The organism is Roseateles chitinivorans (genome assembly GCF_050632235.1).
Lineage (GTDB): Bacteria > Pseudomonadota > Gammaproteobacteria > Burkholderiales > Burkholderiaceae_C > Roseateles > Roseateles chitinivorans_A.
In genome coordinates this window covers 4000536-4025615 of the sequence record NZ_CP192584.1, presented here as the reverse complement: position 1 = coordinate 4025615, position 25080 = coordinate 4000536, and the positions used below count along the sequence as shown (strand labels likewise).

The window sequence follows — 25080 nt, the reverse complement described above, 5'->3', positions numbered from 1 at the left end:
GGTGCCATCGCGCCCACGATGGCGTGTCGAAGCGTCAGGTCGCCTGGGCCGACATGCAGCGTGCCCGTCCCGCCGATTTGGCCTGGTAGAGGCAGTGGTCCGCCAGCTCGATGAGGGACTGCTGGGTCATGTCCATGCGAGGCACCGCGGTGGCCACGCCGATGCTGACGGTCACGTGTGCTCCAGCGCCTTCCGCGCCGTGACGCAGCTGCAGCTTGCGTACCTCCTGCTGGATGCGCCCGGCGACGACCGTCGCGAGGGACAGGTCGGTGGAAGGCAGCACGAGGACGAACTCCTCGCCGCCATAACGGGCAACGATGTCGTGCTCGCCGCGGACCGCGCTGCGCAGGGCCTGAGCGATCTGCCGCAGGCACTCGTCGCCCATCACGTGCCCGTGCAGGTCGTTGTATTTCTTGAAGTGATCGACGTCGCACAGGAGCACGGACAGCGGCCGTTGCCGCGCCAGGTGCTGGCTCCATTGAGCCTCGAAGTGCGTGTCGAAGGCGGTCCGGTTGAACAACTGCGTCAGGCCATCGTGGAACGCGGTGTGCTGCAGGGAGGCATTGGCGAGGCGCAACGCCTGTTCGGCCTTCAAGGTCTCCGCGACCTGAGCCTCCAGCGCCGCGGTCCGCGCCTTGACCTGGCCTTCGAGCTGCAGCGCGTAGTCCCGGGCGGCGATGGTGTTCTCGACCTGGCCGATGGCGTGGCCGATCGTGTGGCTGAAGCTGGTGTCGGGATATGGCCCCCACCAGGCCGGCGGTTCGTACACCATCAGGCCATAGTGGATCGCGTTGACGAGGAGCGGGGTCAACACCAGCAGGTCGCCGGTGAGCCGCTGCCACACCGGCGCCGGCAGGATGGCCTGGGTGGGAAACCAGGATTCGTCCGCCGCGGCCGGCCCCGGACTGTCCAGTGCCACACGCGATCGATCGGGGATCGCGGACCCGAAGCGCTCGTAGAGGACCATCGCATAGCGGTCCAGGCCGACGTGCCTCAGGAACTTCGACAGCTCGAGCCGAAGATGCTCGTGGCTCTCGCAATTGAACAGCCACGGGACCATCTCGCCGAAGCCGGCGCGCAAGCTGTGGCGGCGGGAGTTGTCCCGCTGGATCACGCCTGCCAGCGACGAGAGTGCGGCCAGCGCCAGCCTGGCCACCGTGGAATTGACGCCGTCGCGGTCGACGACACCGGCGAACTGGTCCCGCCACATCGGGTATTCCACCTCGATGAGCGGACGACGGGACAGCGCCTCGTTCCAGGCTTCCAGAAACGCCTGGTGCCGGTCCGCGTGCGGGGCCATGTCGTCGAACAGCGCCATCCAATGCCGGAGGGGCTCCGCCAGATAGCTCTCGATGCCGTTGGCGGACACCGCGGCGGCGCGGGGCATCGCGACCGACGTGACGTGCCTTCCCCGGCGCCGCAGGAGTCCCGGACGACCAGTTCGGCGAGGAGCACCCGCGTGTCGGGCCGGACCGGGGACGTCGGCGCCTGAAGCATCGCGAGCAGCATCAGTGCCGCTTCTCTTCCTTGCTCGTAGACCGGCATGCGCACCGTGGTCAGCGCGGGCACCACGTGATGGATCGCGTCGTCGAAGCCGGTCACCGCGATGTCCTGCGGGACGCGCAGCCCGGCGGCGTTGATGGCCCGGACGCAGCCGTCCGCCATGTCGTCGTTGGCGCAGACGATGGCCTGGACATCCCGCCTGCGCTCCAGGAGCTGCTGCACCAGGCGGAACGCTTTCACCGAGGCGAAGTCGCCCGTCATCAGCAGGTCTTCCTCAACGGGGAGGCCTCGATGCTCGAGACTGGAGCGGAAGACGGCCTCGCGCTCGTCCGAGTCGGCGTTGCCCGGGATGCCCCTCAACATGGCAAGCCTGCGGTAGCCCATCGTGTCCAGCAGGTGCGTCATCAGCGCCGACATGCCGGGGACGTTGTCGATCAGGACGTTGCCTGCCTGTTCCAGCGGGCGCCCGATGCTGACGACGGGCAGCGCGAAACGCTGGATCCACGCGCTCAAGGCCTGGTCCGAGATCTGGGGACCGACCACCGTCGACAGCACGATCACGCCGCAGAAGTTCCTGGCGTCGATCAGGTCGTAGATGTCGTTCGCGGGCGTCGTCCCGGTGTTGGGCGGACGCAAGGCCTGGCCCAGGATCAGCAGCGCATCCACGCCGTTGTCGCGGAGCACGTCGCGGATCCCGCAGACGATCTTGATCTGGTACGTGTGCAGGTTGTTCGCAACAATCGCGACGCGGCGCGGGCGCATGTCTTGATGCGTCATCGAGTCTCCCGGAGCCAGGGCCTCTCAGATGTCGATCCGGCAACTGTAGCGCGCACCTGCGCCATGAGCTTCACGGCGTCTGAACATTGGCGATGACCACCCACCGCACACGCTCCCCAGCCTGGCGCACTCCTCGCCCGGGAGCTTGGCGGCCCCTGTTAACGTGAATCCATTCTTTGACGGACGGGGCAGCGCCTGGCGCGCGGAAGGTCCTCGGATCGACGACAACGGAGACAGGCGACCATGAGCCTTGTAGACATCCAACTGCTGGCCATCGCGCTGGTCAGCGTGCTGGGCCTCGTGGCCCTCATCGTGGCGAAGCCGAAACTCCATCCGCTGCTGGCCTTGCTGCTGGTATCGATGGCCGTCGGGCTCGCCACCGGCATGCCCTTGAACAAGGTGGCCTCCGCCATCTCCGGCGGCGCGGGGAAAACACTGGGCGCCGTGGGACTGGTCGTGGCACTCGGTGCCATGCTCGGCAAGCTGCTGGCGGACTCGGGCGTCACCACGGCCGTCTCCGACGCCATCGTGAGCCGCGCCTCCCACAAGGCCCTGCCCTGGGCGATGGCCGGCGTGGCCTTCGTCATCGGCATCCCGATGTTCTTCGAAGTGGGGCTCGTGGTGCTGCTGCCGCTGATCTTCGGCGTGGCGCGCAGGCTGGAGACCGGCAAGGTCGGGAGAGGCTCCGCCTATGTGTATGTCTCCGTGCCGGTGATCGCCGCGCTGGCGGCCATGCACGGCATGGTGCCGCCGCACCCCGGCCCGCTGACGGCCATCGCCACGCTCAAGACCAGCGTCGGCGCCACGATGATCTACGGCTTCATCGCGGCCATTCCCGCGATCATCCTGGCGGGGCCGATCTACGGCACCTTCATCGCGCCGCGCATGCAGGCGCGACCCGACGAGGCCATGATCCACCAGTACGTGCCGGAGAGCGAAGGGGTCGCCGCCCCCGGGGCCGGCACCGCTGCGCCATCATCGACCGCGCCCAGCGTGGCCGTCGGCGTGTTGTGTGCCTTGCTGCCGGCGGTGCTGATGCTGGCGCATGCGATCGCGGAGATCCTGCTCGACAAGACCTCCCCGGCGCTGCACGTCACGGCCTTCCTGGGCAACCCGATCGTCGCGATGCTGCTGGGCCTGGTCTTCGCGATGGTGATGCTCCGCTCCGGCGAGCCGGAAGCGGTGAGAAAGGCGCTCAGCGAGAGCGTCAAGCCCATCTCCAATGTGCTGCTGATCATCGCCGGCGGGGGCGCCTTCCAGCAGGTGCTCACCGATGCGCATGTCGGCGATGCGATCGTGCACATGAGCCATCAGTTCGCGGTGTCCCCGCTGCTGCTGGGATGGCTGATCTCCATGCTGCTGTCCGTCTCCACCGGCTCCGCCACGGTCGGGATCGTCGGCGCGGCGGGTCTGCTGGCGCCGCTGGCGGCGTCCGGCGAGACGGTCAACATGCCGCTGCTGGCCCTGTCCATCGGCTGCGGGTCGCTCTTCTTCAACTACGCCAACCATGCGGGTTTCTGGCTGGTCAAGGAGTCGTTCGGCATGTCGATGGGCGAAGCCACGCGCACGATCTCGGTGGTGCAGTCCATCGTGTCCGTCGTGGGGCTGCTGATGGTGTTCGCGCTGAACCTGATGCCGGCGCTGGGGTGAGAGGACGTCTGGGCCGATCGTCGTCCCCTTCGCGGCACGCAGGCCCCGTGGATTGCCGCTGTAATCCCGCGTAATGGCGGTTCATGCGCCTGTCTTCCAACATGGATCCGTGGTCGCTTTCAGGCGATGTCACGGCAACGTCAGATCCAGGACACGTCCTGGCATCTTCGGCAAATCCAACCAGGAGCAGACATGAACTTCCTCAAGGGACTGATTCTCTTGTTCTTCCTTTCCATCGGCCATGCCGCGTCGGCACTGCCGCTGGAGGGAACGTACACCTCACCGGACGGCTACTACACCTTGACCATCACGAGCTCGAATCCTTGGGATGGCACCATCGTGGGCAGCTACATGTCCGCCGTCTCTCCCATCGGGCCCTATGTCGAGACGGGGACCATCGGGCAATTTGCCTGGGTCAACAACAGCGCGGGACAAAGCGGCGGGGCGCCCTTCTCCATCTCCTTTGAAGGCAAGCGGCGGCCGAACGACTGGAGCTACCACTTCCGCGAGGCCTGGAACGGTGTCTACCGAGTGGACAACACGATCCTCGCCTCGGGCACACGGACCTACGTGAACAGCAGTGGCCTCATCCTGGTGGTCAACCTGGGAAGCATGGTGTTCACACGGCGTTGATACCGCTCACAAGAGGTTGGGGGCTGCGGGCCCCCTTCCTTTCGAGATCAACGACCCGCCGCATCCTTCGGCAACACACACGCACCGGTCACGCACACGAAGTTCCCGTCCCCCGGCATCTCCTGGCAGAACAGCACCAGGTACTCGTCCCCCAGGTCCCACACGACGCGTCGATCGATCTCCGCCTCGTGGTAGCCGCCTTCGTAGGAGGCGGTCCAGCTGCCCGAGCCGTCCTCGAGCGCTTCGTCCTCGCGCGCCTCATCCTCGAAGTCCGTCGAGATCGGCATGTCAGGCGGCCAGACGTCCGTCTGCGCCGGTCGATCGCTCAGCCATGCGGACACCTCGGTCGTGATCGCCTTGAAGGCGGCGAGGTTGTCGAGTTCCATCTCGCTCTGATCATCCTCCGTCAGCTCAGCGTCCTGTTCGAAGTCTCCGCTCGCGTCATGGAGCACCGCGATCTTGCGACGCGGACCGCTGCGGAAGAAGTTGTGGTCGCTGTCGTGGATGCCGTACAGCTGGATCTCCTCGATCCGGTCGGGATACGGCGCGGCGACCAGCCGCTTGATGAGGTCGAGAGGCGTGGGGTGTGTCATGCGATGCATTGAAGGCTATTCTCCAGCCCACAGTCTCGCCGATCACCTGCCTGGATACCCATGCACAAGCACCCCGACACCCCCGCCGGCACCGTCCACCGCCTGATCCTCGACAGCGAGGTCCTCGCGGGCAACCTGGTCGGCGCGCCCACCCGGCGACTCGTGGACGTCTACATCCCGCATGGCCACGACGGCCGCGGCCTGCCATTGCTTGTCGACATCGTGGGCTTCACCGCCGGCGGTCCGGTGCACACCAACTGGAAGAACTTCGGCGAGAACCTGCCCGAGCGCCTGGACCGCCTGATCGCGTCCGGCGAGTTGCCGCCGGTCGTCGTCGCCTTCCCGGACTGCTTCACGAAGCTGGGCGGCAACCAGTACGTCAACTCGGTCGCCATGGGCCGCTGGGACGACTTCCTCCGCGAGGAGGTCGTGCCCTTCGTCGAGCAACGATTCGACTGCGGCGGCAACGGTCGTCGCGGCATCTTCGGCAAGTCCAGCGGCGGCTACGGCGCGATGGTCCACGCCCTGCTGCACCCGGACTTCTGGTCCGCGGCCGCCGCGCATTCCGGCGACATGGGCTTCGAACTGCTGTATCGCCACGAGTTCGTGCCGGTGCTGCGCGCGCTCGCCAAGCAACCGGACATCGGCCAATGGGTGGACGCCTTCTGGTCCGCGAAGAAGCCCAAGGACAGCGACGTGCACATCCTGATGATGTTCGCGCAGGCCGCGAGCTTCGACCCCGATCCCTCGGCGCCCTACGGCGTGCGGCTGCCGGTGACGCTGGACACCTGCGAGCTGATCCCGGAACGCTGGGCCCACTGGCTGGCCTGGGATCCGCTGACGCTGGTGGAATCGCACGGCGCCGGCCTGAACGCGCTCAAGGCGCTCTACATCGACTGCGGCGACGTCGACCAGTACAACCTGGTCTATGGCGCACGGCGCATGCACCGGCGGTTGGACGCAATGGGTGTGAAACACGTCTATGAGGAGTTCGACGACAACCACACCGCCGTCGACTACCGCATGGACATCAGCCTGCCGATCCTGGTGAAGGCGCTGTCCTGAGGCGCTGAACCGACGTTCTCCGGCGCCAGGTCTTGCCTGGCACTCCCATGCCGGTCGTCACGCCATGTGTGAAGGTTTGTGTCGCCGTCAACCGCGATCGCCAGGCGGACGTTTCCTCCAGCGCAGTGACTTCTGCGCGCGCCATTGAATTGGGAGTCATCGCGAGCTGCCGACCCGCCTCTTCGAGGCGTGGTTGTCCATCCATTCAAAGAAGTGCTCGAATGACCAAGATTTCCATCCTCACGGCGGCGCTCCTGCTCGCCGCCGGCGTTGCGCAAGCCCAGACCGCCCCCGCGACCAGCGGCCTGTACGGCGACGTGGGCTACACCTTCCTCAACCTCAAGTCCGATGGTCCGACCGTCAAGCCGGGCGCCCTGCGCGGCATCGTCGGCTGGGACCTCCACCCGAACGTGGCCATCGAAGCCATGCTGGCCACCGGCTTGAAGGATGACACCGTGGACGGCGTCAAGTTCAAGGTCTCGCGCAGCTACGGCATCTTCGTGACGCCGAAATACAACTTCGACCAGTTCGAAGTCTTCGGCCGGGTCGGTTATGCCGACAGCAAGATCAAGGCGTCGAGCCAGGGGCTGAGCGGCTCGGACAGCGACGGCAGCTTCGCCTGGGGCCTGGGCGGCCGCTACAACTTCAGCAAGACCCTGTATGGCGGCCTCGACTACATGCAGTACTACAAGAAGGACGGCTTGAAGATCGATGGCGTGACGCTGAACGTCGGCTACCGCTTCTGATCATCGGCGCCCCGGCCCGACGCGCTCAGCGTCACGGGGTCGGGGCGTCCGTCGCGCCGCGTCAAGCCGCGGCACGCCCGCGTGAGGGTCAGGGCTTGCCTGACCCGTGGGACGTCTCTCACGCGCGCAGCGGCCCCGCCAGCAGGTGGTCGACCACAGCCATCGCCCGACGGCCGCTCTCTTCCTCGGTCAGCCGCGCGCCGCGGCCCGCGATGCTGGGCGAGGTCCTGAAGCGCCCGCCGACGAGCAGCGTCGGCACGCCGTCGACACCGGCACGCTCCTGCAGCTGATTGGCCTGCTGACACTTCGTCGCCACGCTGAACGACTGGCAGCTCTCCATCAGCCGCTTCGGATCAACGCCCGCGCCTGCGAGCACCGACGCCTGCTCCTGAGGCGTGTTCATCGACTTCCCCTGCTGCACGAGCAGGTCGAACACCACGGGCCGCAGAGACTCCTGCAGGCCCATCGACTCGAGCGCGAAGAACAGCTTCTGATGCGCGGCCACCTGTGCCCGCCCGGCGATGTGCACCCGGCGCATCGAGACGACGTCGCGATGCTGCGCCAGCCAGGCCTCGAGGATCGGATCGAAGGCCTTGCAGTGACTGCAGCCGAGCCAGAAGAACTCGACGAGCTCGATCTTTCCGCCGCCGGTCCCTGCGATCGGCGTTGCGAGGCGTTCGTAATGCTGACCTTCGACGGGCCGCCAGGCGGCTGATGTGGCCGGCTCCGCCGTCGCCGCCGATGCCAGCATCGGTGATGCGGACATCGCGGCGAGCGCCGGCACGGCCGGCAGAGAGAGCACGGTTCGTCGTTGCATGAGGATCCTCCCGGTGTGAACGGCAGGATTCTTGGCGTCGCGTCTTAGACGGCGATTAAATCGAGGATCAGGGCATTCCCCATCACGGCGCCTGACTCGCCAGCAGCTGCCGGTACGCGACCTCCTGCAGGGCCGTCGTCTGCGCCGCGGTCAGGTTCATCGCCCGCGCCGCGACGCTGCCAGCACCCAGGCTGCGCGGATCGCGGCCGGTCAGCCGGGCGAAGGCCATCAGCGCTTCCAGGTAGCTTCCGGCCGCGCTGGCATGGTGGTTGTCGCCGGACCAGAGGTTGAGCTTGTCGCCGTCGATGCCGTCGTACGGGTTGCGGTCCGCGACACCCTGACCGACCGCGCGCACGAACGCGTCGCCGACCGGGATCATCCCGGCCGTCCCGCGGTTCTGCGTGGCGGCGGCCTTGTAGCCGTTGCTCAGCACGGCCGCGGCCTGTTCGAGCGTCTGTCCGTACCAGTGTCCGCCCGGCTGGTAGACCTGGTCCGGCCGCGGCCAGGTGGCCAGCAGCCATACGTTGGCCTTGGCGTTGCCATTCGCGTTGGCGTTCACGTCGACGCCGTGGATGAACTTCTCCAGCAGACCTGAGTAGGTGATGAGGCTGGCCGGATTGCCGGGTGCGGCAGGGTCGAGGTTGCTCTGATCCTGCATGACCACGGCGTCCCAGCGCTGGTTGTCCAGCACCGCCCGCTTGCTCGTGTAGTGGAACTTGAGCGTCTGCGCGCTGACGGCCTCGATGGCCACCTGGTAGTTCAGGCCGGCCTCCACCGTGAGCTGCTTGAAGAGTCCCGGCATGCCGCCGTAGCCGCTGCCGTTCAGGTCGGTGACGTTGGCCGAGTTGTAGTGCAGCACCGGATTCGCATTGCCGTGCGTGAAGCTGTTGCCGATGAAGACCACCTGCAGCGCACCGGTCCCGGTGCTCTCGCTTCGGAATGATGACGTGCGGTTGTTGAAACCCGCCATGGCGAGGTTGGGCGCATCCGCCGACAGCACGAGCATGCGACCGGACGCGCCGCCGTTCTCGTAGAGCGAGAGCTTCACGCCCGCCGGCACTTTCACCGAGGACACGCGGTCGGCGAGCACCTGGATGTCCCCGCCGGTCGCGCTGATGCATTCGCTCTGTCCGCGGAAGTCGTAGTCCTCGTAGAAGCACACGGGCCCGGCCGCGGGCGGCGGCGGCGTCGCCGCGACCTTGAACGACGAGGTCAGGTTGTTGAAGCCCCGATCGGCGAGGTTGGGTGTGTCGGCGGTGAGCTGCAGGCTAGTGCCGGTGAAGCCCGGGTGCTGGTACAGCGTGACCCGCGTTCCGGCAGGCACGCGCACGGACGAGATGCGGTCCGTGACGGCAGCGCCGACCTCGCCGCTCACGGCCGAGGTGCAGTGGCTCGCGCCCTGATAGTTGTAGTGCTCGAAGAAGCAGACCTCCGCCGCGGACGCGGCCAGCGGAAGGAGGATCAAGGCGGCCGTTGCCATGCCCCCGAATGCGGACTTCAGGGATGCGCGACGTTGATGCATGAGGCTACTCGCAAAGACGGTTGGATCGAGGACGCGAGTCTAGGAACGCCCCCGTTCCAATGCCAATACGCGGGCCCGTCGGCGCCATATCCAAAACGTCTGAGGTCGAGTTCTCCTCGATGGACAGCCGACAGCGCCCGCCCGGCCCTCCGTATTTGGAGACAAGCCTTGCAACTTGCTACGTCGGAGACCGCGGGGGCGATCGCTTCATCAGCGTGGCGGCTGTCCGGTCTGGCCGCTCAATGGCGCACATGCAGCGTGACCGGCACCACCACCGGGTCGGCCCCGACAGGGCCGCTGATCTCGATGCTGCCTTGATACGTCCCCGGACCCAGCCCCTGCGCGGACGCGCCAACCTTGATCCGGGTGACCATCGACGCCTCGTCGTTGTCGATCGTGATGCTGAGCCAACTCAGCCCGCTTCCTCCTTGCGCCGACATCCTCGCTTGCAGGGGAAAGAACGGGCTGCAGGTGGCCAACAGCGTCTGCGGAAAGTTCAATCCCAGCGATCCCTTCTCCTTGACGAAGTTGAGCGCACCAGGGCCGACGACGATCTGGGCGGGCGGTGTCGGATCCGGGTTCAACTCGCCTTGAAGAAAGGGCATCAAGCTGGGAGCCGCGCCATCTCGAGGCGTCAACGCGGACGGCCCGAGGTCGAAGGCATCCCACACGGTGCGGATGATGGCCGTGTGATCGAAGGCGCCGGCCTCGCCGCCGTTGGAGGCACTCGACCGGACCATCGAGCCGGGCGCGATGCGTGGCGATACCACGATGGCCGGGACACGTCCGCCGAGCACATTGAAATCAAATCCGTCGGCGGCCTTGTCCGTCAACGAACTGACGGGCGGGATGTCCTTGCCGAGGCGTACCGCCTTCGGCGGTGGCACGTGGTCGTACAGCCCACCGTGCTCGTCATAGGTGACGATCAGCACGGTGTCTTCCCAGATGGGACTGGATCTCAGCAGGTTGTAGACCTGCAGGAGCAGTACTTCTCCCGTCGCCGCGTCGATCGGATGCTTGCCGCCGATCGAAAGCTCGGGAATGCTCGCGGTGCCGGGATGGTTGCTGTTGGCGGGCAACTGCCCCAGCGCGAGGTTGTCCGTGTAGCGGGGTTCGATGATCGACAGCGCCGGCAGCCAGCCGCGCTGCACATCGGCGACGAAGGTCGTGGCGCCGTTGGACTTCAGTTGCATCGGACATTGGGAGAGCCAGTCCGCGCCATCGAAGGTCGCGAGATGGACATTGCCTTCGACGTTCGCCGCCGCCACGTCGGAGACCGTGGCCAATGCGATGCTGTAGTCGTGGAAGTAGAGCTTCCAATTCGGCCGCGAGGGATCCGAGGTGCCGAGCACCGTGTCCAGCTGGCGCAGCACGGTCGGCAGCGGCACGGTCGCATCCACCGGGTTCAGGTACTGGATGTCGTCGATGAGGCTGTAGGTCCTCCCGTCCAGTTGACGCTTCACGCCTGGCGCCGCGCACAGGGAGAACACGCGATTGGTGAAGGTCTGCGTCGGAGCCGAAGCGAACCACTGGTCGCATACCGCATATCGGTTGGCCAGGAAGGCCGAGACCGGCATCTGGGCCGGCGTCAGGTAGTTCATGACGTCCGGAAGATTCCCGACGGGCACCCTGGGCTCGAGATCCAGCGAACCCTTGGTCAATTGCTCGTAGTTGTAGACGTAACCCATGGTGAGCATGTCGTCATCGGCCGGCGGATAGCCGACATAGGGGTTGCTGTGCGGCAGGCTGTCCAGTCCCAGGATCTGTTGAGCCATGTCCTTGAAAGGCTCGCCCGGGTCGATCAGCGGAATGGCGGTCGGCGCATAGAGCAAGTCCGTACCTTCGATGCAGGTCGATGTCGTCTGATTCTTCGCCTGGATGCCTGGCGGCAATCTTCTGGACGGATTGAATCCGGGGCCGGCCAATTCGCGTTGTCCGTCGGGCGGGGCGTGGTACGGCGGTGCGTTGTCCGGGTGGTAGAGCCATCCCAGGACGTTGTCATAGGAACGGTTCTCCAACATGACAACGACGACATGCTTGATGGGGGACATGGCGGATCCTCTCGATGGCCATCGACATGCGCCCCGGGGGACGCGAGGGATGCCGGCGGGCCGCGGACGTATCGCGGCCCGCCGACGCGTGTCAGTCTCTGGTGACCGGCACGTTGTTGATCACGCGGTGGCCGTAGATGAAGGTGGCATGACCCGTCATCTCCGGACCCAGCAGGAGCACCGCGCGGAACGGCTCCTCAAGGACGACCTGGGACGGTGGATCGGTCACCACGCAGAGACCGTCCAGGACGATCACGTTCTCCGGCAGTTCGACGGGGCCGCCTAGCGGGTACAGCTGGCCATGGATGTCGCGCACGGGGATGCGGCCGCCGGGCGGCGTGACGGCCTGCGTGATGACCCCGAGCCCGCTCACGCTGCTGGGAAGTCTCGATGCGCGCTCGGCAAACGACAGCGACAGATGCAGCGTCGGCGCTCCAGGCAACTTGTTGCCGACGATCAACTGGAACGGTTCCGCGAAATTCGAGGTGGGTGTGGTCGACATGGCAGGCTCCCTTCGTGCGTTCGCACCCGGCGGGTCGACGACCGCGCGACGGTGTGCATGACGGTCATCGCATCCCCTCGACGCGATGTGCATGCACTCTAGGAAACGGCGTCAGGCCCGGCCATTACCGCTCATTACGCGGCACTGCGCAGCATCGCGCGACGCGGCGGACGTTCCGCTCCCTGGCCTTGCCGTCATTGCGCAGCCGGCCGCTGTGCGCCGCGCCGGATCTCCATCGCCACGTCACCCATCCTCAACGCTCCGCGTCGTCGCTGGATCAGGGCGGGAGGCGCCACATCCTGCCCCAGCGCCTGGGCCAGTTGCCGCCGCAACCGGAAGATCTGGATGTTCAGATGCGCAGAGTCCAATCCCAGCATCTTCGCGAGCCGATCCTGATAGACCCAGCCCTGCTCCGACGGGGGCAGGCCGCGCGTCGCATCGTCGACCCGCAGCCGCGCCAGCGTGAGCAGCACGTAGTGGTGCGTCCGCTCGCCCAGGTCCAGCTCGCGATCGCCGTGACTCAGGCGGAGCGTCACATGCTCCTCGTCCAGGCTCACGTCGAAACGCGTGACGCAGGTCGTCTGCTGCGTCGTCGCGACCTCCTCCGTGATCTGCCCGAAGCCCGAGTGGAAGCGCCAGCGCCGTCCGTCGACGGCGATCTCGTCACCCTCCTGCAGCGCCCGCATGCCGTCCTCCGACGTGCACAGCCATGTGCCATCGCCTTCCTGCACGATGGACACCGAGGCCGCATCGGTCTCCGGCAGCAGCGTCGACCGGGCCAGGGAGATCGCCTCCTGGCCGTCGACGCTCAGCAGCAGCGGCCCCGGGCGCTCCAGATCCTGCACGCGCCAGGCCGACGCGCCGTCGACGCCGAAGATCAGCGCCTGCCCGGGCTTCAATTCGACCGCGCTGTTGTAGGGGATGCGCCAGCCGTCCACCGTGGTGCCGTTGCGGCTGTGGTCGCGCAACTCCCACGCGGTCCCTGTCCAGCGAATCGATGCATGCAGGCGCGAAGCCTCGCCGTCGTCCAGGACGGTGGAGGCCCCGCGATCCCGTCCGAAGACGTGTTGCGGCAGCAGGACGATCCTGCGACCGCTGGCACTGTGAATGAGGATCGCCACCCTGCCCTCTCCCCTTGTCGTGGACGCACGGACACTCTACGGAGGCGGCCGGCGGCGGCACAGCTGTAATGCCTGACAGGAGCGCCCTTGCGCATTGCCTGCGACATTCAGGCATGCGCTTCATCACCATTCCCCGACGCACACGATCCGCGCCGGAAATGGTGAAAACGTCAGTGACGACGCGAGTGCGCGATGAATCTGATTCATCTGGTGCAATTGATTCATCTGATCCACTCGACGCGTCGACTGCCGATCCGGGTCATCCGCGACTCGTCGGCCAATACCTGCTGGAACGGGCGATTGGTGCCGGGGGACAGGGCGACGTCTTCGCCGCGCGGGACACGCTGCTGCTGCGCCCCGTCGCGCTGAAACGGCTGCGCCACGCAACCGCCGAGGACAGCGACGTCCACCTGATCGAAGCGCGGCGTTCGGCCGGACTGCGGCATGCCGCCTTCGTCCGCATCCATGGCGTGGTCAAGGACGACGGCGGTCACTGGATCGTCATGGAGCGCGTGTTCGGGCGCGAGCTGTCGGCGGTGCTGCGCGACGGCCCCCTGTCCCTGCCGCTCGCGGTCGATCTTGTCCGGCAGGCGGCACAAGCGCTCTCCGAAGTCCATCAGGCCCGGTTGGCCCACGGCGATATCAAGCCGTCCAACCTGATGCTTCAGGCGGACGGCGATCTGCGCATCCTCGATTTCGGCATCGCGCAGCCTTTCGATGCGACGGGATGCGACACGGCGAATGCCGGCGCGCAGGCCGGGACGCTGGCGTACATGGCGCCGGAGCGCCTCGCCGGCGCATCGCCCTCGCCGGCCTCCGACATCTATGCGCTCGGCGCCGTCTTCCTGGAACTCGTGGGCGGACATCGCAGGCGCTCCATGGACCCATCGGCTGTCGAGGCGGCCGATGACGGCGTTTCATGGCAGTTTCCGGGCGGGCTCACGCAGCCCCTGATCCATCTCGTCCGCGCGATGGGGGCGCCCGATCCCCAGGCCCGCCCCGCCAGCATGGATGCCGTTGTCAGCGCGCTCGACCAGCTTCCCGTCGGGCCGCACGGCACACCGCGTCGGCAGACGACATCGTCGATAGGGCGAGCGGGGCTGCGTGCCGCGCTCCTCCTGGTCGCGCTGGCGGCCGCCGTGTCCGGCGATCTTCCCGCGCCGCCGGGCGCGACCGCCAATCGCAGCGTGCCCAACGACGCGCAGGAGATGCACGCGGGCATCGACGCGCTGCGTCGCTTCGACGAGGATGGCGCGGTCGCGCGTGCCCTGGCACATTTCAAGACAGTGGCGGATCGGACACCCCGCCATGCGGCGGCCTGGGCCTGGCTGGCATTGGCGCAGTGCCTCAGCTATCGCAATGACGGTCACGACGAGACTTTGCTACGGCACGCGCGCGAGGCAGCGACGCGCGCGATCACGCTCGACGGTCAACTGGCTGCGGCGCACGCGGCCGATGGATGGACGCTGGAGCTGCAGGGCGATCGCAGCGGCGCGGTGACCCGGTTCGAACGCGCGCTGAGGCTGGACCCGGACAACTCCTATGCACTGACGGGCCGGACCCGGGTCCTGATGGCGCAAGGCAAGTCGGACGCCGCGTTCGAAGCGGCCTCGGCGGCACGTGAGCGGCATCCCGACGATCGGCTCTACGTCGATCTGGTGGGATGGCTCCACTTCGAGCGCGGCGAGTTCGCCGCAGCGGAACGTGAGTTCCGCGCCAGCATCCGGCTGCAGCCCGACGCCGTCTTCGCGTACGCCAACCTCAATGCGACGCTGCTGCGGCTGGGGCGGCCGGAGGAGGCGCTGCAGGTGCTGCAGCAGGGGCTGCAGATCCGCCCGGCGGGACGGCTGTACACCAACCTCGGCAACGCGCTGTATGCGCGCGGGGATTACGCGTCCGCCGCAGAGGCCTTCAGGGCCGCGGCCGAGGGGCCGCATGGCAGTCCGAACTTCTATCTGCGCTGGGCCAATCTGGCCGACGCCTTGCGATGGACGCCGGGCGAGGCCAAGGCATCGGCCGAGGCCTATCGACGAGCGCTGCAACTGTTCCAACCCATCCTGGCGCGGGACCCGTCCCCCGCCAATGTGTCCCGCGCCGCGCTGTATCAGGCCCGGCTCGGCATGCGGACGGAAGCGACGGCAGGCCTGTCGACGCTGCAGGAACAGGCGCCGGACAAGGCCGATCCCAACTTCCGGATGGCCTTGGCGCATGAAGCGCTCGGCCAGCGCGCGCAGGCGCTGCAATCGCTGCGCCGGGCGCTGGTCCTGGGTTACCCCCTCGCCCTCGTGAAGACAGAACCGGAGTTCGCCGCCTTGCGGCAGGACATCGGTTATTCAAGATCGATTGACAACCTGAAGGAGGAGCTCCGCCATGACACAAAACAAGCCGACCGATGATTGCGGCTTTCCCGCCGCCATTTCACTGTCGTTCGACTATCAGCAGGAATCGCAGCTCCTGTGCTGGAGTGCCACCGACGGGCATCGCAACATTTACATGCAGCGGGGCCCCATGGCAGGAGGCGTCTGGCTGCAACCCGCCGAGCACGTGAGCGTGTTCGTCAAGGGAGGCGGCCCGGTCCGCAGTCTCGACAGTCGCTGGTCGTTCAAGATCATCGATTGCTTCATCATCACCATTCCGGAACTGCGTTGGTCTCGGGCCGACCACGCGAAGGAATATTCGGCGCCATCGCCGTTCGTCGGGTCGGGAAGTACCACGCGGCATGTCGACAACCTCCAGCTCGTTCCCGAGGAACAACTGTCCTACGACGAGGCAAGCAAGGAGTTCTACCTGACCATCGTTTATCGTTCCCTGAACGCCTTTCAGGTCATCGGCAAGAAGGGTGACAAGCGCATCGGCCGATGGGACATGAGCTTCATCCTGACGGTGGAGATTCAGGAACATCCAGGCGACACGCCCTACGTCCGCGTGTTTCGGTTCGACCCTGAGACGGAGGTCGGCAATGGTCACAACAAATCCAAGTCCGAGTCGGACGATTTCCCGCCATCCCATCCAGACAGCTCAAGCCGCCAGGAGTCCGGACGGGAGTGATCCTGGGCGTCAGGGCCGTTCCGTCACCCCATGCGTCAAGACAGTCTCGGCCGGCACCCCATTCCACTTCCTCAACGCCCGCTGGAAGAACAGGCTGTTCGGCAATTGCAGCATCGTCCCGTTCTGCGCGTCGCCGCTTTCCAGCAGCGTCGTGTAGACGAGGTTGATGTCGACCACCCGGCCCTTCACGCCGGGCCGGTCGCCGGCCTCCAGCAGTTCGACGACATCCCCGATCCGGAACGCATGCGTGACGTAGATCAGCAGCGTGCAGAACAAGTTGGACAGCACGCTCCACGCCGCGAAGAACGCGACCGCGCCCACCGCGGCGAAGCCGGTGAACGCCGTCCACAGCACCGAGCCCGAGACGCCCAGGCGCTCGAGCGCCCACAGCACCGCGCCGCCGTAGACGAGCACGCCGATGCTGCGCAGGAACAGCGAGGCGACCTTCACCGGGAAGCCGTAGCGGCTCGTGAGCCGGCGGGAGATGAGCCGCACCACGCGCATGAGCAGCCACGCGCCCAGGCCGATGACGGCGACCTCGATCAGCGGGACGAAGATGTCCAGCCATTCGGCCAGCCACGCGGGAAGATGGTCGTGCAGGGATTGGTAGAGCTTGTTCATGGCGCAGCAGGTTAACGCGTCGGCGGCGCGTTGCCCGCCACGCTACCTCTTCAGAGTGAAAACGGTTTCAGGTCATCACAAAGAGAGCAGCGCTGTAGCCGCTGTAGCTTTCGCGTGCATCGTTTTGATGCCGTGAAGACGAAGAATCGCGGCTCGCACACGGGTCCGACTCAAGACGGAGGGCCTGTCCCTCCTCTTCACGCCGGACCGACATGAACACCCTGCAGCGTTTCGCCCTCCTGCCCCTTGCCGCGCTGATCGCGTTGGCAACGACTGGCACCGCCCTCGCCCACAGCAGCTTCCTGAAAGTCGACGGACGCACCGTCAGGAACCAGAACGGCACCGGCGACCCCATCTACCTGCGCGGCGTCAACCTCGGCGGCTGGCAGGTGCATGAAGGCTGGATGTCTCCGCTCGCCGGCGCCGGCGACGACTACACGATGCGCAAGACGCTGAGCCAGCGCTTCGGCGACAGCGGCCGCGACGCGCTGATCAACGCCTACCAGGACAGCTACCTGCAGGAGAAGGACTTCAAGATCCTGTCGGACCTCGGCATGAGCGCGCTGCGCCTGCCCATCTACTACCTCAACCACATGAACGAGGACGGCTCGTGGAAGCGCGACGCCGCTGGCAAGATCGATTTCCGCCGCATCGAGTGGGTGGTCGCGATGGCGAAGAAGTACCGCATGTACGTCATCCTCGACCTGCACGGCGCGCCGGGCTCGCAGAACGGCGCCGACCACAGCGGCCGCATCGGCGGCTCGGGCCAGCTCTGGAACAACACCACCTACCAGAACCAGACGCTGACCTTCTGGCGCGAGCTCGCCACCCGCTTCCGCAACGAGCCCACCGTCGCCGGCTACGACGTGCTCAACGAGCCCTCGCTCAACTACCCGGCGCCCGCGACGCGGCCCGTGCTCGACATGTACGACCGGATCTACAAGGAGATCCGCGCCGTCGATCCGAATCACATCGTGATCATGGAAGGCATCTGGGACTGGACCGCCATCACGCGGCCGTCCGACTACGGCTGGACCAATGTCATCTACGAGTTCCACTACTACAACTGGGGCAACGACTCGAACTACCAGTCGCAGGTGAATTTCACCGAGGCCAAGATCAACCAGGAGAAGCAGTACGCCTCGTACAACGTGCCGCACTACGTCGGCGAGTTCATGTACTTCAACCTGCAGAGCAGCTGGGAGTACGGCCTGCGCCGCTACAACGAGGCCGGCTGGCACTGGACGAGCTGGACCTACAAGGGCACCAACATCGGCAACTGGGCGCTCTACAACAGCACCAACGCCGGCGCCAACACGCCCAACGTGGCCACCGACAGCTACGCCACCATCGAGGCGAAGTGGCGCAGCTGGGACGTCGAGAAGAACATGGCGCCCAACACGATGCTGAACGGCGTGTTCAAGGCGGCGCTGACGGGCAAGAACAGCCTGATCCGCAACCTGCCCTTCGAAGGCAGCTGGCGCGCGACCAACAAGCTCGAGGCGGAAATGTTCTACGCGCAGAGCGGCGTGAGCTTCGACAGCACCGGCATCGGCAGCTTCGACGCGGGTGACTGGCTGCGCTACATCGACCTCGACTTCGGCAGCGGCGTCGACCGCCTGAAGCTGCGCCTGGCGGTGGATGCGTCCAGCGCCGGCAAGCAGATCGAGGTCCGCCTGGACAGCCCGACGGGCGCGCATGTCGGCACGGTCACCGTGCCCAGCACCGGCGGCTGGACCAGCTTCCAGGAGGTGACGACGCCGATCCAGCGCAGCACCGGCATCCACAACGTGTACCTGGTGGCCAAGGGCGGCACCGGCGTCGCCAACCTGGACTGGCTGCAGTTCGAGGACTCGACCGGCACGAACACGCCGACGCCGCCCACCACTCCGCCGACCACGCCGCCCACGAATCCTCCCGGCTCGACGGCACCGGTCTCTGGCCAGACCTACGTCCTCGTCGCCAAGCACAGCGGCAAGGCGCTCGACGTGCGCGAGCGCTCGACGCAGGACGGTGGACTGCTCCAGCAATGGGCCTACGGCGGCGGCGCCAACCAGAAATGGGTGGCCCAGAGCGCCGGCAACGGCCTGTGGCAGCTGCGCTCCACCTCTAGCAACAAGTGCGTGGACATCAGCGGCGTCAGCACCGCCAACGGCGCGGCGGTCCAGCAATGGAGCTGCACCGGCGGCGGGAACCAGCTGTTCCGGCTGGAAGACCAGGGCAACGGCTTCTTCTACCTGCGCGCGTCGCACAGCAACAAGTGCCTGGACGTGACCGCCGTGTCGGCGCAGGACGGCGCGACCGTGCAGCAATGGGACTGCGCCGGGGACAACGCGCGGTGGAAATTCCAGGCGCCCTGAGGGACGTTTTGCACCAGGGATCGCTTCTTGCCACAGACAAAGGGCTCGCAGCCCGGCGACACCTCGTCGCCGGTCCCATTGTTCTGAAGACAAGGAGATTCACATGAAGCGTTCCCTGCTGATGGTGGCTACGGCCACGATGCTGTCCCTGGGTGTCGGCTCGGCCATGGCTCAGGCGGCCTCCAGCCCGGCCTCGGGCTCCGAGGAACAGGCCAAGGCGCTGAAGAAGCAGGCCGATGCCGATTACAAGGCCGCCAAGAAGGCGTGCAACGCCATGAAGGGCGACGCCGAGAAGCAGTGCGAGAAGGACGCCAAGGCGACGCATGAGAAGGCCGAAGCCGACGCCAAGGCCATGAAGGAAAAGGCTCAGGCCGACAAGAAGGCCATGAAGTAAACGGCATCGCCCGCCGCGGCGCTTCGGCGCTGCGTCGGGCGGCCCTGTTCCGGCTGTCAATCGCGCGGCGGGATTACCCCGCCGCGAGTTCGCGCTCGACCCGCTCGCCGCCGGTCGGGCGCGTTTGCGTGCTGCTTTTGCTGCCGCCGTCTTCGAGGATCTGACCGTTGCCCATCCGGATCGCCCGGTCCGCCAGATGGAAGTAGCGGTCGTCGTGCGACACCACGATCACCAGGTGGCCCTTGTCTCGCAGCTCCGGCAGCAACTCCGTGTAGAAGAGATGGCGGAAGGTCGGATCCTGGTCCGCCGCCCATTCGTCGAAGACCAGCACCGGCCGGCCTTCGAGGTAGGCGTGCACCAGCGCCAGCCGCTTGCGCTGGCCCGTCGACAGGTCGACCGTGCTGAACGAGCCGTCCTTCACCGACACCTTGTGCGCGATCTCCAGCCGCTGCAGATAGGGCAGCGCCCGTTCCGGCAGGCTGCCGCCCTGGCCCGCCTCGGCGGCGAGGTCCTCGAACAGGTAGAAGTCCGAGAACACCGTCGTGTAGAGCTGCCGGTAGTGGTCGCGCGTCTCGTCGGTCACCGGCGCGCCGTCGGCCAGCACCTGGCCCTGCTGCGGCGCGTACAGCCCCAGCAGCAGCTTCACCAGCGTCGTCTTGCCCGAGCCGTTGTCGCCGACGATGAACACCATCTCCCCGCGCCGCAGCGTCAGGTCCACCGGCCCGAGCACGAAGGCGTCGCCGCCCTCGGGCGTCGAGAAGGCATAACGCACGCCGCGCAGCTCGATCGCCTCGCCCAGCGTGGCCGGCGCGCCCGGCTTGTCGAGGTCGAGGAAGGGCTCCGGCGTCGCGAAGCGCGCCGACATGTCCGCGATGCGCTGGAAGGCCACCCGCGCCCGGCCGATGCCTGGCACTGCCGCAGCGATCTGGTCCAGCGGGCCCTTCAGGAACAGCAGCACCAGCACGAAGCCGCTCAGCACCGCGGGCGCCATGGTCTGGAATGCCGCCCAGCCTAGGATCAGCGCGATCAGCAGGAAGAACAGCGCCGAACCGAAGGCCGTCGCCAGCACGTAGGTGTTGATCGCGCGCCAGTTGATCTCGCGGATGCGGTCGACGGTGCCTTCGATCTGGCCGCCGTACATGCCGGCCCGACGCGCGCGGTGCATGCGCAGCTCCTTGGCGCCATCGCTGATCGCGCGGTAGGCCTTGTGCAGCTGCTCCTCGGCGTCGCGCGCCTTGTGGAAGCCGCGGATGCCGCGCGCCTGCGCCCAGGTCTGCACGCCCACGCCGATCACCAGCGCCACCAGCAGCAGCCCGAACAGCGGCGGTGACAGCCATGCCAGGTAACCCAGGCAACCCAGCGTGATCGCCAGCGCGATCACCGCCGAGGACAGCACGAAGGCGGCGTCGCTGATCATGTCGACGTCGCCGGTCAGCACCGGCATCAGCCGGTGGGTGCGATAGCGCTCCAGCGCGTCGATCGGCGCGGCGAGGATCTTGCGCGCCAGGCTCTTGCGCACCTGCGCCACCAGCCGCTGGCCGACGAGGTTGGTGCACATGCTGGACGCGGCGCGTCCCACCAGCGCTACGGCGCACAGCGCGACGAAGGTCAGCAGCAGCCCGCCGGCCATGCCGCCGGGCCGGTTCAGCACCTCGTTGATGGTGCCCAGCAGCGCCACCGTCGCCGCGCCGGCGGCGATGCCGGTCACCGCCGACACCAGCAGCCAGGGCAGGAAGGGCTTCAGCAGCGCGGAGACTTCGCCGGACTTGCCGGATTTGTCGGCGGCGGATCGATGCGGGTCGCCCGCCGGAGTGCCAGGAGCAGTGTTCATCAGCGTGGTCTTTCAGCCGCCGGCGCGGGAGCGCGGCGGACGGGGTGAGGTCCTCACCGGTAGACGTTCCAGCGCCGCGGATGTTCACGGCGCAGGCCCCTCATGAACAAACGCGGTTGCAGGACGTCTCTATTCGGACACCACCGAACCGGCATCGCCACCGATGCCGCATCCCTCGCCCATGCCCTTGCATCCCGACCTGGAAGCCTTCCTCGAGCTGGTCAACGACGCGACTGCCGACGGTCCGGCGCTCCATGAGATGACGCCCGCCCAGGCCCGCGCGGCCTACGACCGGTCGACGCTCGCGCTGGACGAGCCCGGTGCCGACCTCCCCACCGAGGCGCTCGCGCTGCCAGCCCGTGACGGCCACGTGCTGCCCGCGCGCCTGTACCGCGGCGGCACCGAGCCGCGTCCGCCAGTGCTGCTGTTCTTCCACGGCGGCGGCTACGTGCTGGGTGGACTGGAGTCGCACGACTCGCTGTGCCGCGACCTGGCCGCGCGCGCGGCCTGCGCGGTGCTGGCCGTCGACTACCGGCGCGCACCGGAGCATCGCTTCCCCACCGCCTTCCATGATGCCGAGGACACCTTCGGCTGGCTGCGCGGCCACGCCGGCACGCTGGGACTGGATCCAGGCCGCATCGCGGTCGGCGGGGACAGCGTCGGCGGCACGCTCGCCACCGCGCTGACCCTGGCGGCACGCGAGGCCGGCCTGCCGCAACCGGTCCTGCAACTCTTGCTGTATCCCTGCACCAGCGCCCGGCAGGACACGCCCTCGCACCAGCGGCTGGCCAGCGGCTTCCTGCTGGAGGCCCGCAACCTGCAGTGGATGTTCGGGCAGTACCTGCGCGACGACGCGGACCGCCTCGACTGGCGCTTCGCGCCGCTGCAGGCCGCCCGCCTGCAAGACCTGGCCCCGGCCCACCTCGCGCTGGCCGAGTTCGACCCGCTGCTCGACGAGGGCCTCGCCTATGCCGAAGCCTTGCGCGCCGCCGGCGTCCGTGCCACGTCCAAGGTCTATCCGGGGATGGTCCACGACTTCGCGCGGATCGGGAACGTCGTCGAGGAAGCCGGCAGCTTGCGCGCCGAACTGGCCGCCGTCCTCGCCCAGGCCTTCCGCTGAACGCCCCGCGTGAACAAATCGGCGCGGCCAACGTCTCTACAGGAAGACGGCGGCGCGGCAGGCGCCGCGACCACTTTCAAGGCAGTCCCATGTCCATCGCTTCGCCGGCGCAGGCCGCCGGCCGACTCCTGAGCCACATCGCGGGTCAGCCCTTCGAGACCGTGCTCGAAGGCGCCCACCTGACCGTCAAGCCGCTGGACGGCAGTTCCCCCAGCACCTGGATGCTGGAGGACGGTGCTCCCCTGCCCTCGCTGCAGGCGCGCCACGGCCTTGGCGTCGGCCAGGGCGCCGCGGTGCTGGCGGACCTCCACCTGCCGGCCGCGCTGGAAGCCCTCTTCGCGCTGCGCCCCGAATTGCCGACGTTCGCGCTCGGCGACGCACTGCCTGCCTCCGCCGCGCTGGTTCGGACCGGCATCGCGCTCCCAACCGGCGCAACGGCCCCGGCCGGCTTGGCCCATCCCGCGACCACCATCATGCCGACGACGGTTTCCCGCGAGCTCTTCTGGCAGTGGGACCGCCTCTGGCTGGCCGATCGCCGCGATCCCGCGCCGGTCCAGTACGTCTTCAGCAAGGACGGCCGTCGCCATCCGCGTCGCCCGGCCAAGCCCACCGGCACCGTCTACCGCCGCCACATCCCGTGGCTGGACAAGACCTTCAGCCTGCGCGCGCTGGACGTCGACCGCGACCTGGCGACCGTCAACCGCTGGATGAACGAACCCGCCGTCGCCAGGAGACCGGCGACCTGGAGCACCACCGGCGCTACCTGTCCGGCATCGCCGCCGACCCGCACACCATCGGCCTGATCGGCTGCTTCGACGGCCAGCCCTTCAGCTACTTCGAGGCCTACTGGGCCAAGGAAGATCGCATCGCCCCCTTCTACGACGCGGCCGACCACGACCGCGGCTGGCACGTGCTGGTCGGCGAGCCGGCGCTGCGCGGCCGCGAGTTCCTGACCGCCTGGATGCCGGGCATCTCCCATTACCTGTTCCTCGACGACTGCCGCACGCAGCGCCTCGTCATCGAGCCGCGCATCGACAACCGCCGCATGGTCCACAGCCTGAACCGCTGCGGCTACGCCTCGCTCAAGGAGATCCAGTTCCCGCACAAGCGCGCCGTGCTCGGCCTGCTGATGCGCGAGCGCTTCTTCGACGACGCGCTCTGGATCCCGCGCGGCGACACCCCTTTCTCGGTTCCGCAAACCTGAGGCACCCATGCATATCCATGACCTGATCGGCATCGGCTTCGGCCCGTCCAACATCGCCCTGGCCATCGCGCTCGAAGAAGGCCGCGAGGCCCGTCCGCAGGGCCGGCCGCTGGATGCGCTCTTCGTCGAGCGCCAGCCCGGCTTCGTCTGGCACAAGAACATGCTGCTGGACCACGCGCACATGCAGATCTCCTTCCTCAAGGACCTGGCGACGCTGCGCAACCCGTCCAGCCGCTTCACCTTCCTGAACTACCTGCACGAGAAGGAGCGGCTGCAGGACTTCATCAACCTGAAGACCTTCTTCCCCAGCCGCCACGAGTTCAACGACTACCTGGGCTGGGCGGCGGCCCAGTTCGAGGACCGCTGCGCCTACGGCGAGGACGTGTTCGAGGTGCTGCCCGAACCGCGCGGCGGCGAGGTCAAGCTGCTGCGCGTGCGCTCGCGCACGGCCGCGGGTGTCGTGCAGGAGCGCCTGACGCGCCACCTGGTCGTCGGCGTGGGCGGCATGCCGCGCATCCCGGCCGAGTTCAAGGCCTTCAAGGACGATCCGCGCGTCTTCCACTCCAGCAACTACCTGCAGGCGATCGCCGGCAACGGCGAGGCCAGGCGCATCGCGGTGGTGGGCGCGGGCCAGAGCGCGGCGGAGATCTTCATGGACCTGCACGGCCGCCCGCAACGGCCGCACGTGGACCTGGTGATGCGGGCGCGGTCGATCAAGCCGTCGGACGACAGCCCCTTCGTCAACGAGATCTTCAACGCCGACTTCACCGACTTCGTCTTCAGCCGCACCGGCAGCGAGCGCGAGGAGCTGCTCAACGAGTACTGGCACACCAACTACGCGGCGCCCGACCTGGCGCTGATCCAGCAGATCTTCGACGTGTTCTACCGCCAGCGCGTCAGCGGCGAGGAGCGCCACCGCTTCCTGCGCCGCCACGAGGTGGCCGGCGCGCAGTCGGCCGAGGACGGCCTGCGCCTGACGCTGCGCGACCTGAACCACGAGCGCACGACGACGCAGCGCTACGACGCGATCGTGCTGGCGACCGGCTACGAGCGCGACCGCCATCGCACGCTGCTGTCGTCGCTGCAGCCCTACCTCGGCAACTTCGAGGTCGATCGCCACTACCGCCTGCGCGGCAGTCCCAACTTCCATCCGAGCGTCTTCCTGCAAGGCGCCTGCGAGCTGACGCACGGCCTGAGCGACACGCTGCTGTCGGTCACCGCGATCCGCTCCGGCGAGATCCGCAGCGCGCTGCACGGTGCCGCGGGCCTCTCGCCGGCGGCGGCCCGACAGGAAAGCTCACGGCAGGCGGCCTGACCAGGGAGATGACCAGGGACATGACCCGACCCTCGCGCTGCCCTCGCCGTTGCCGTCGCCCCGCGCCGGATCGTTGAGCGAGGAGCCACCGACGACCACCGCTTCGTTTACCGCGACGCGCGCCGCCACACGGGATCCGTGGCGGCGCGCTTTTTCACGTTCCGGGCTCCCGCTTACCTCTTCGCCACAACCATGAATCCTCAGAAG

At 67.4% G+C, this 25080-nt stretch carries 22 protein-coding genes; 12 read left to right on the top strand and 10 right to left on the bottom strand.

Translation table 11 applies throughout. The annotated features are described in order from the left end of the window. Positions 1-34: 34 nt before the first annotated feature. Both ACQ859_RS18420 and ACQ859_RS18415 read right to left on the bottom strand, forming a co-directional pair. Positions 35-772 (bottom strand): diguanylate cyclase, encoded by a 738-nt coding sequence (locus ACQ859_RS18420; RefSeq protein ID WP_431266592.1) that lies wholly within the window; start codon positions 770-772, stop codon positions 35-37. Positions 773-1110: 338 nt separating this feature from the next. Next, positions 1111-2280 carry a LacI family DNA-binding transcriptional regulator gene (locus ACQ859_RS18415; RefSeq protein WP_431262141.1) on the bottom strand — a complete coding sequence of 390 codons (1170 nt, stop codon included), beginning with the start codon at positions 2278-2280 and terminating at the stop codon, positions 1111-1113. Between the two features lie 243 nt (positions 2281-2523). Here ACQ859_RS18415 and ACQ859_RS18410 point away from each other — a divergent pair, with 243 nt between their 5' ends. Both ACQ859_RS18410 and ACQ859_RS18405 read left to right on the top strand, forming a co-directional pair. Then, entirely contained in the window at positions 2524-3930 is a 1407-nt protein-coding gene (locus ACQ859_RS18410) for a GntP family permease (protein WP_431262140.1), read from the top strand. A gap of 192 nt (positions 3931-4122) precedes the next feature. Next, positions 4123-4563, top strand: coding sequence for a hypothetical protein (locus tag ACQ859_RS18405; protein WP_431262139.1), 441 nt, complete (start codon positions 4123-4125; stop codon positions 4561-4563). A 47-nt stretch (positions 4564-4610) separates the two neighbouring features. Here the strand turns inward: ACQ859_RS18405 and ACQ859_RS18400 are convergent, their stop codons facing one another. After that, positions 4611-5156, bottom strand: a complete 546-nt coding sequence (locus ACQ859_RS18400) for a hypothetical protein (RefSeq protein ID WP_431262138.1) — start codon at positions 5154-5156, stop codon at positions 4611-4613. A 60-nt stretch (positions 5157-5216) separates the two neighbouring features. Between ACQ859_RS18400 and ACQ859_RS18395 the strand changes: the two genes are divergently transcribed. After that, entirely contained in the window at positions 5217-6221 is a 1005-nt protein-coding gene (locus tag ACQ859_RS18395) for an alpha/beta hydrolase (RefSeq protein ID WP_431262137.1), read from the top strand. A gap of 221 nt (positions 6222-6442) precedes the next feature. Continuing rightward, positions 6443-6967 (top strand): porin family protein, encoded by a 525-nt coding sequence (locus ACQ859_RS18390; RefSeq protein WP_431262136.1) that lies wholly within the window; start codon positions 6443-6445, stop codon positions 6965-6967. Positions 6968-7085: 118 nt separating this feature from the next. Here ACQ859_RS18390 and ACQ859_RS18385 read toward each other — a convergent pair whose 3' ends face one another. The 5 genes from ACQ859_RS18385 to ACQ859_RS18365 form a co-directional block, all read right to left on the bottom strand. Beyond that, positions 7086-7784 (bottom strand): thiol:disulfide interchange protein DsbA/DsbL, encoded by a 699-nt coding sequence (locus ACQ859_RS18385; RefSeq protein ID WP_431262135.1) that lies wholly within the window; start codon positions 7782-7784, stop codon positions 7086-7088. 82 nt (positions 7785-7866) lie between these two features. After that, positions 7867-9264: a beta/gamma crystallin-related protein gene (locus ACQ859_RS18380; RefSeq protein WP_431262134.1), complete on the bottom strand. Its 1398-nt coding sequence runs from the start codon at positions 9262-9264 to the stop codon at positions 7867-7869. Between the two features lie 281 nt (positions 9265-9545). After that, positions 9546-11357, bottom strand: a complete 1812-nt coding sequence (locus ACQ859_RS18375; protein WP_431262133.1) for an alkaline phosphatase family protein — start codon at positions 11355-11357, stop codon at positions 9546-9548. A gap of 91 nt (positions 11358-11448) precedes the next feature. Then, positions 11449-11859, bottom strand: coding sequence for a DUF1842 domain-containing protein (locus ACQ859_RS18370; protein ID WP_431262132.1), 411 nt, complete (start codon positions 11857-11859; stop codon positions 11449-11451). 194 nt (positions 11860-12053) lie between these two features. Beyond that, positions 12054-12980: an FHA domain-containing protein gene (locus tag ACQ859_RS18365; protein WP_431262131.1), complete on the bottom strand. Its 927-nt coding sequence runs from the start codon at positions 12978-12980 to the stop codon at positions 12054-12056. Positions 12981-13093: 113 nt separating this feature from the next. Between ACQ859_RS18365 and ACQ859_RS18360 the strand changes: the two genes are divergently transcribed. Together ACQ859_RS18360 and ACQ859_RS18355 are read left to right on the top strand one after the other, a co-directional pair. Next, positions 13094-15376, top strand: a complete 2283-nt coding sequence (locus tag ACQ859_RS18360) for a protein kinase domain-containing protein (protein WP_431262130.1) — start codon at positions 13094-13096, stop codon at positions 15374-15376. Further along, positions 15351-16028 carry a hypothetical protein gene (locus ACQ859_RS18355; protein WP_431262129.1) on the top strand — a complete coding sequence of 226 codons (678 nt, stop codon included), beginning with the start codon at positions 15351-15353 and terminating at the stop codon, positions 16026-16028. Before ACQ859_RS18360 ends, ACQ859_RS18355 begins: the two co-directional genes overlap by 26 nt. 9 nt (positions 16029-16037) lie before the next feature. Here ACQ859_RS18355 and ACQ859_RS18350 read toward each other — a convergent pair whose 3' ends face one another. Further along, positions 16038-16649, bottom strand: coding sequence for a mechanosensitive ion channel domain-containing protein (locus ACQ859_RS18350; protein WP_431262128.1), 612 nt, complete (start codon positions 16647-16649; stop codon positions 16038-16040). Positions 16650-16861: 212 nt separating this feature from the next. Between ACQ859_RS18350 and ACQ859_RS18345 the strand changes: the two genes are divergently transcribed. Together ACQ859_RS18345 and ACQ859_RS18340 are read left to right on the top strand one after the other, a co-directional pair. Beyond that, positions 16862-19009 carry an RICIN domain-containing protein gene (locus ACQ859_RS18345; protein ID WP_431262127.1) on the top strand — a complete coding sequence of 716 codons (2148 nt, stop codon included), beginning with the start codon at positions 16862-16864 and terminating at the stop codon, positions 19007-19009. Positions 19010-19112: 103 nt separating this feature from the next. After that, entirely contained in the window at positions 19113-19403 is a 291-nt protein-coding gene (locus ACQ859_RS18340) for a hypothetical protein (RefSeq protein WP_431262126.1), read from the top strand. Positions 19404-19476: 73 nt separating this feature from the next. Here ACQ859_RS18340 and ACQ859_RS18335 read toward each other — a convergent pair whose 3' ends face one another. Next, on the bottom strand, positions 19477-21234 hold the full coding sequence (locus tag ACQ859_RS18335; RefSeq protein WP_431262125.1) for a cyclic peptide export ABC transporter: 1758 nt from the start codon (positions 21232-21234) through the stop codon (positions 19477-19479). A gap of 181 nt (positions 21235-21415) precedes the next feature. Here ACQ859_RS18335 and ACQ859_RS18330 point away from each other — a divergent pair, with 181 nt between their 5' ends. From ACQ859_RS18330 to ACQ859_RS18315, 4 genes are all read left to right on the top strand, one after another. Continuing rightward, positions 21416-22354, top strand: a complete 939-nt coding sequence (locus ACQ859_RS18330; protein WP_431262124.1) for an alpha/beta hydrolase — start codon at positions 21416-21418, stop codon at positions 22352-22354. Between the two features lie 89 nt (positions 22355-22443). Next, a complete protein-coding gene (locus ACQ859_RS18325) occupies positions 22444-23157 on the top strand; it encodes an acetyltransferase (protein ID WP_431262123.1) in 714 nt (237 codons plus the stop codon). Continuing rightward, positions 23058-23558, top strand: coding sequence for a GNAT family N-acetyltransferase (locus tag ACQ859_RS18320; RefSeq protein WP_431266591.1), 501 nt, complete (start codon positions 23058-23060; stop codon positions 23556-23558). Before ACQ859_RS18325 ends, ACQ859_RS18320 begins: the two co-directional genes overlap by 100 nt. Positions 23559-23565: 7 nt before the next feature. Further along, complete coding sequence (locus ACQ859_RS18315) at positions 23566-24873, top strand: lysine N(6)-hydroxylase/L-ornithine N(5)-oxygenase family protein (RefSeq protein WP_431262122.1); 1308 nt, start codon at positions 23566-23568, stop codon at positions 24871-24873. Positions 24874-25080 lie beyond the last annotated feature (207 nt).

Coding starts and splice junctions, on each gene's coding strand:
- ACQ859_RS18420 (WP_431266592.1), bottom strand. CDS start 772: ATGGTGTACGAACCGCCGGCCTGGTGGGGGCCATATCCCGACACCAGC.
- ACQ859_RS18415 (WP_431262141.1), bottom strand. CDS start 2,280: ATGACGCATCAAGACATGCGCCCGCGCCGCGTCGCGATTGTTGCGAAC.
- ACQ859_RS18410 (WP_431262140.1), top strand. CDS start 2,524: ATGAGCCTTGTAGACATCCAACTGCTGGCCATCGCGCTGGTCAGCGTG.
- ACQ859_RS18405 (WP_431262139.1), top strand. CDS start 4,123: ATGAACTTCCTCAAGGGACTGATTCTCTTGTTCTTCCTTTCCATCGGC.
- ACQ859_RS18400 (WP_431262138.1), bottom strand. CDS start 5,156: ATGACACACCCCACGCCTCTCGACCTCATCAAGCGGCTGGTCGCCGCG.
- ACQ859_RS18395 (WP_431262137.1), top strand. CDS start 5,217: ATGCACAAGCACCCCGACACCCCCGCCGGCACCGTCCACCGCCTGATC.
- ACQ859_RS18390 (WP_431262136.1), top strand. CDS start 6,443: ATGACCAAGATTTCCATCCTCACGGCGGCGCTCCTGCTCGCCGCCGGC.
- ACQ859_RS18385 (WP_431262135.1), bottom strand. CDS start 7,784: ATGCAACGACGAACCGTGCTCTCTCTGCCGGCCGTGCCGGCGCTCGCC.
- ACQ859_RS18380 (WP_431262134.1), bottom strand. CDS start 9,264: ATGGCAACGGCCGCCTTGATCCTCCTTCCGCTGGCCGCGTCCGCGGCG.
- ACQ859_RS18375 (WP_431262133.1), bottom strand. CDS start 11,357: ATGTCCCCCATCAAGCATGTCGTCGTTGTCATGTTGGAGAACCGTTCC.
- ACQ859_RS18370 (WP_431262132.1), bottom strand. CDS start 11,859: ATGTCGACCACACCCACCTCGAATTTCGCGGAACCGTTCCAGTTGATC.
- ACQ859_RS18360 (WP_431262130.1), top strand. CDS start 13,094: ATGCGCTTCATCACCATTCCCCGACGCACACGATCCGCGCCGGAAATG.
- ACQ859_RS18355 (WP_431262129.1), top strand. CDS start 15,351: ATGACACAAAACAAGCCGACCGATGATTGCGGCTTTCCCGCCGCCATT.
- ACQ859_RS18350 (WP_431262128.1), bottom strand. CDS start 16,649: ATGAACAAGCTCTACCAATCCCTGCACGACCATCTTCCCGCGTGGCTG.
- ACQ859_RS18345 (WP_431262127.1), top strand. CDS start 16,862: ATGAACACCCTGCAGCGTTTCGCCCTCCTGCCCCTTGCCGCGCTGATC.
- ACQ859_RS18340 (WP_431262126.1), top strand. CDS start 19,113: ATGAAGCGTTCCCTGCTGATGGTGGCTACGGCCACGATGCTGTCCCTG.
- ACQ859_RS18335 (WP_431262125.1), bottom strand. CDS start 21,234: ATGAACACTGCTCCTGGCACTCCGGCGGGCGACCCGCATCGATCCGCC.
- ACQ859_RS18330 (WP_431262124.1), top strand. CDS start 21,416: ATGCCCTTGCATCCCGACCTGGAAGCCTTCCTCGAGCTGGTCAACGAC.
- ACQ859_RS18325 (WP_431262123.1), top strand. CDS start 22,444: ATGTCCATCGCTTCGCCGGCGCAGGCCGCCGGCCGACTCCTGAGCCAC.
- ACQ859_RS18315 (WP_431262122.1), top strand. CDS start 23,566: ATGCATATCCATGACCTGATCGGCATCGGCTTCGGCCCGTCCAACATC.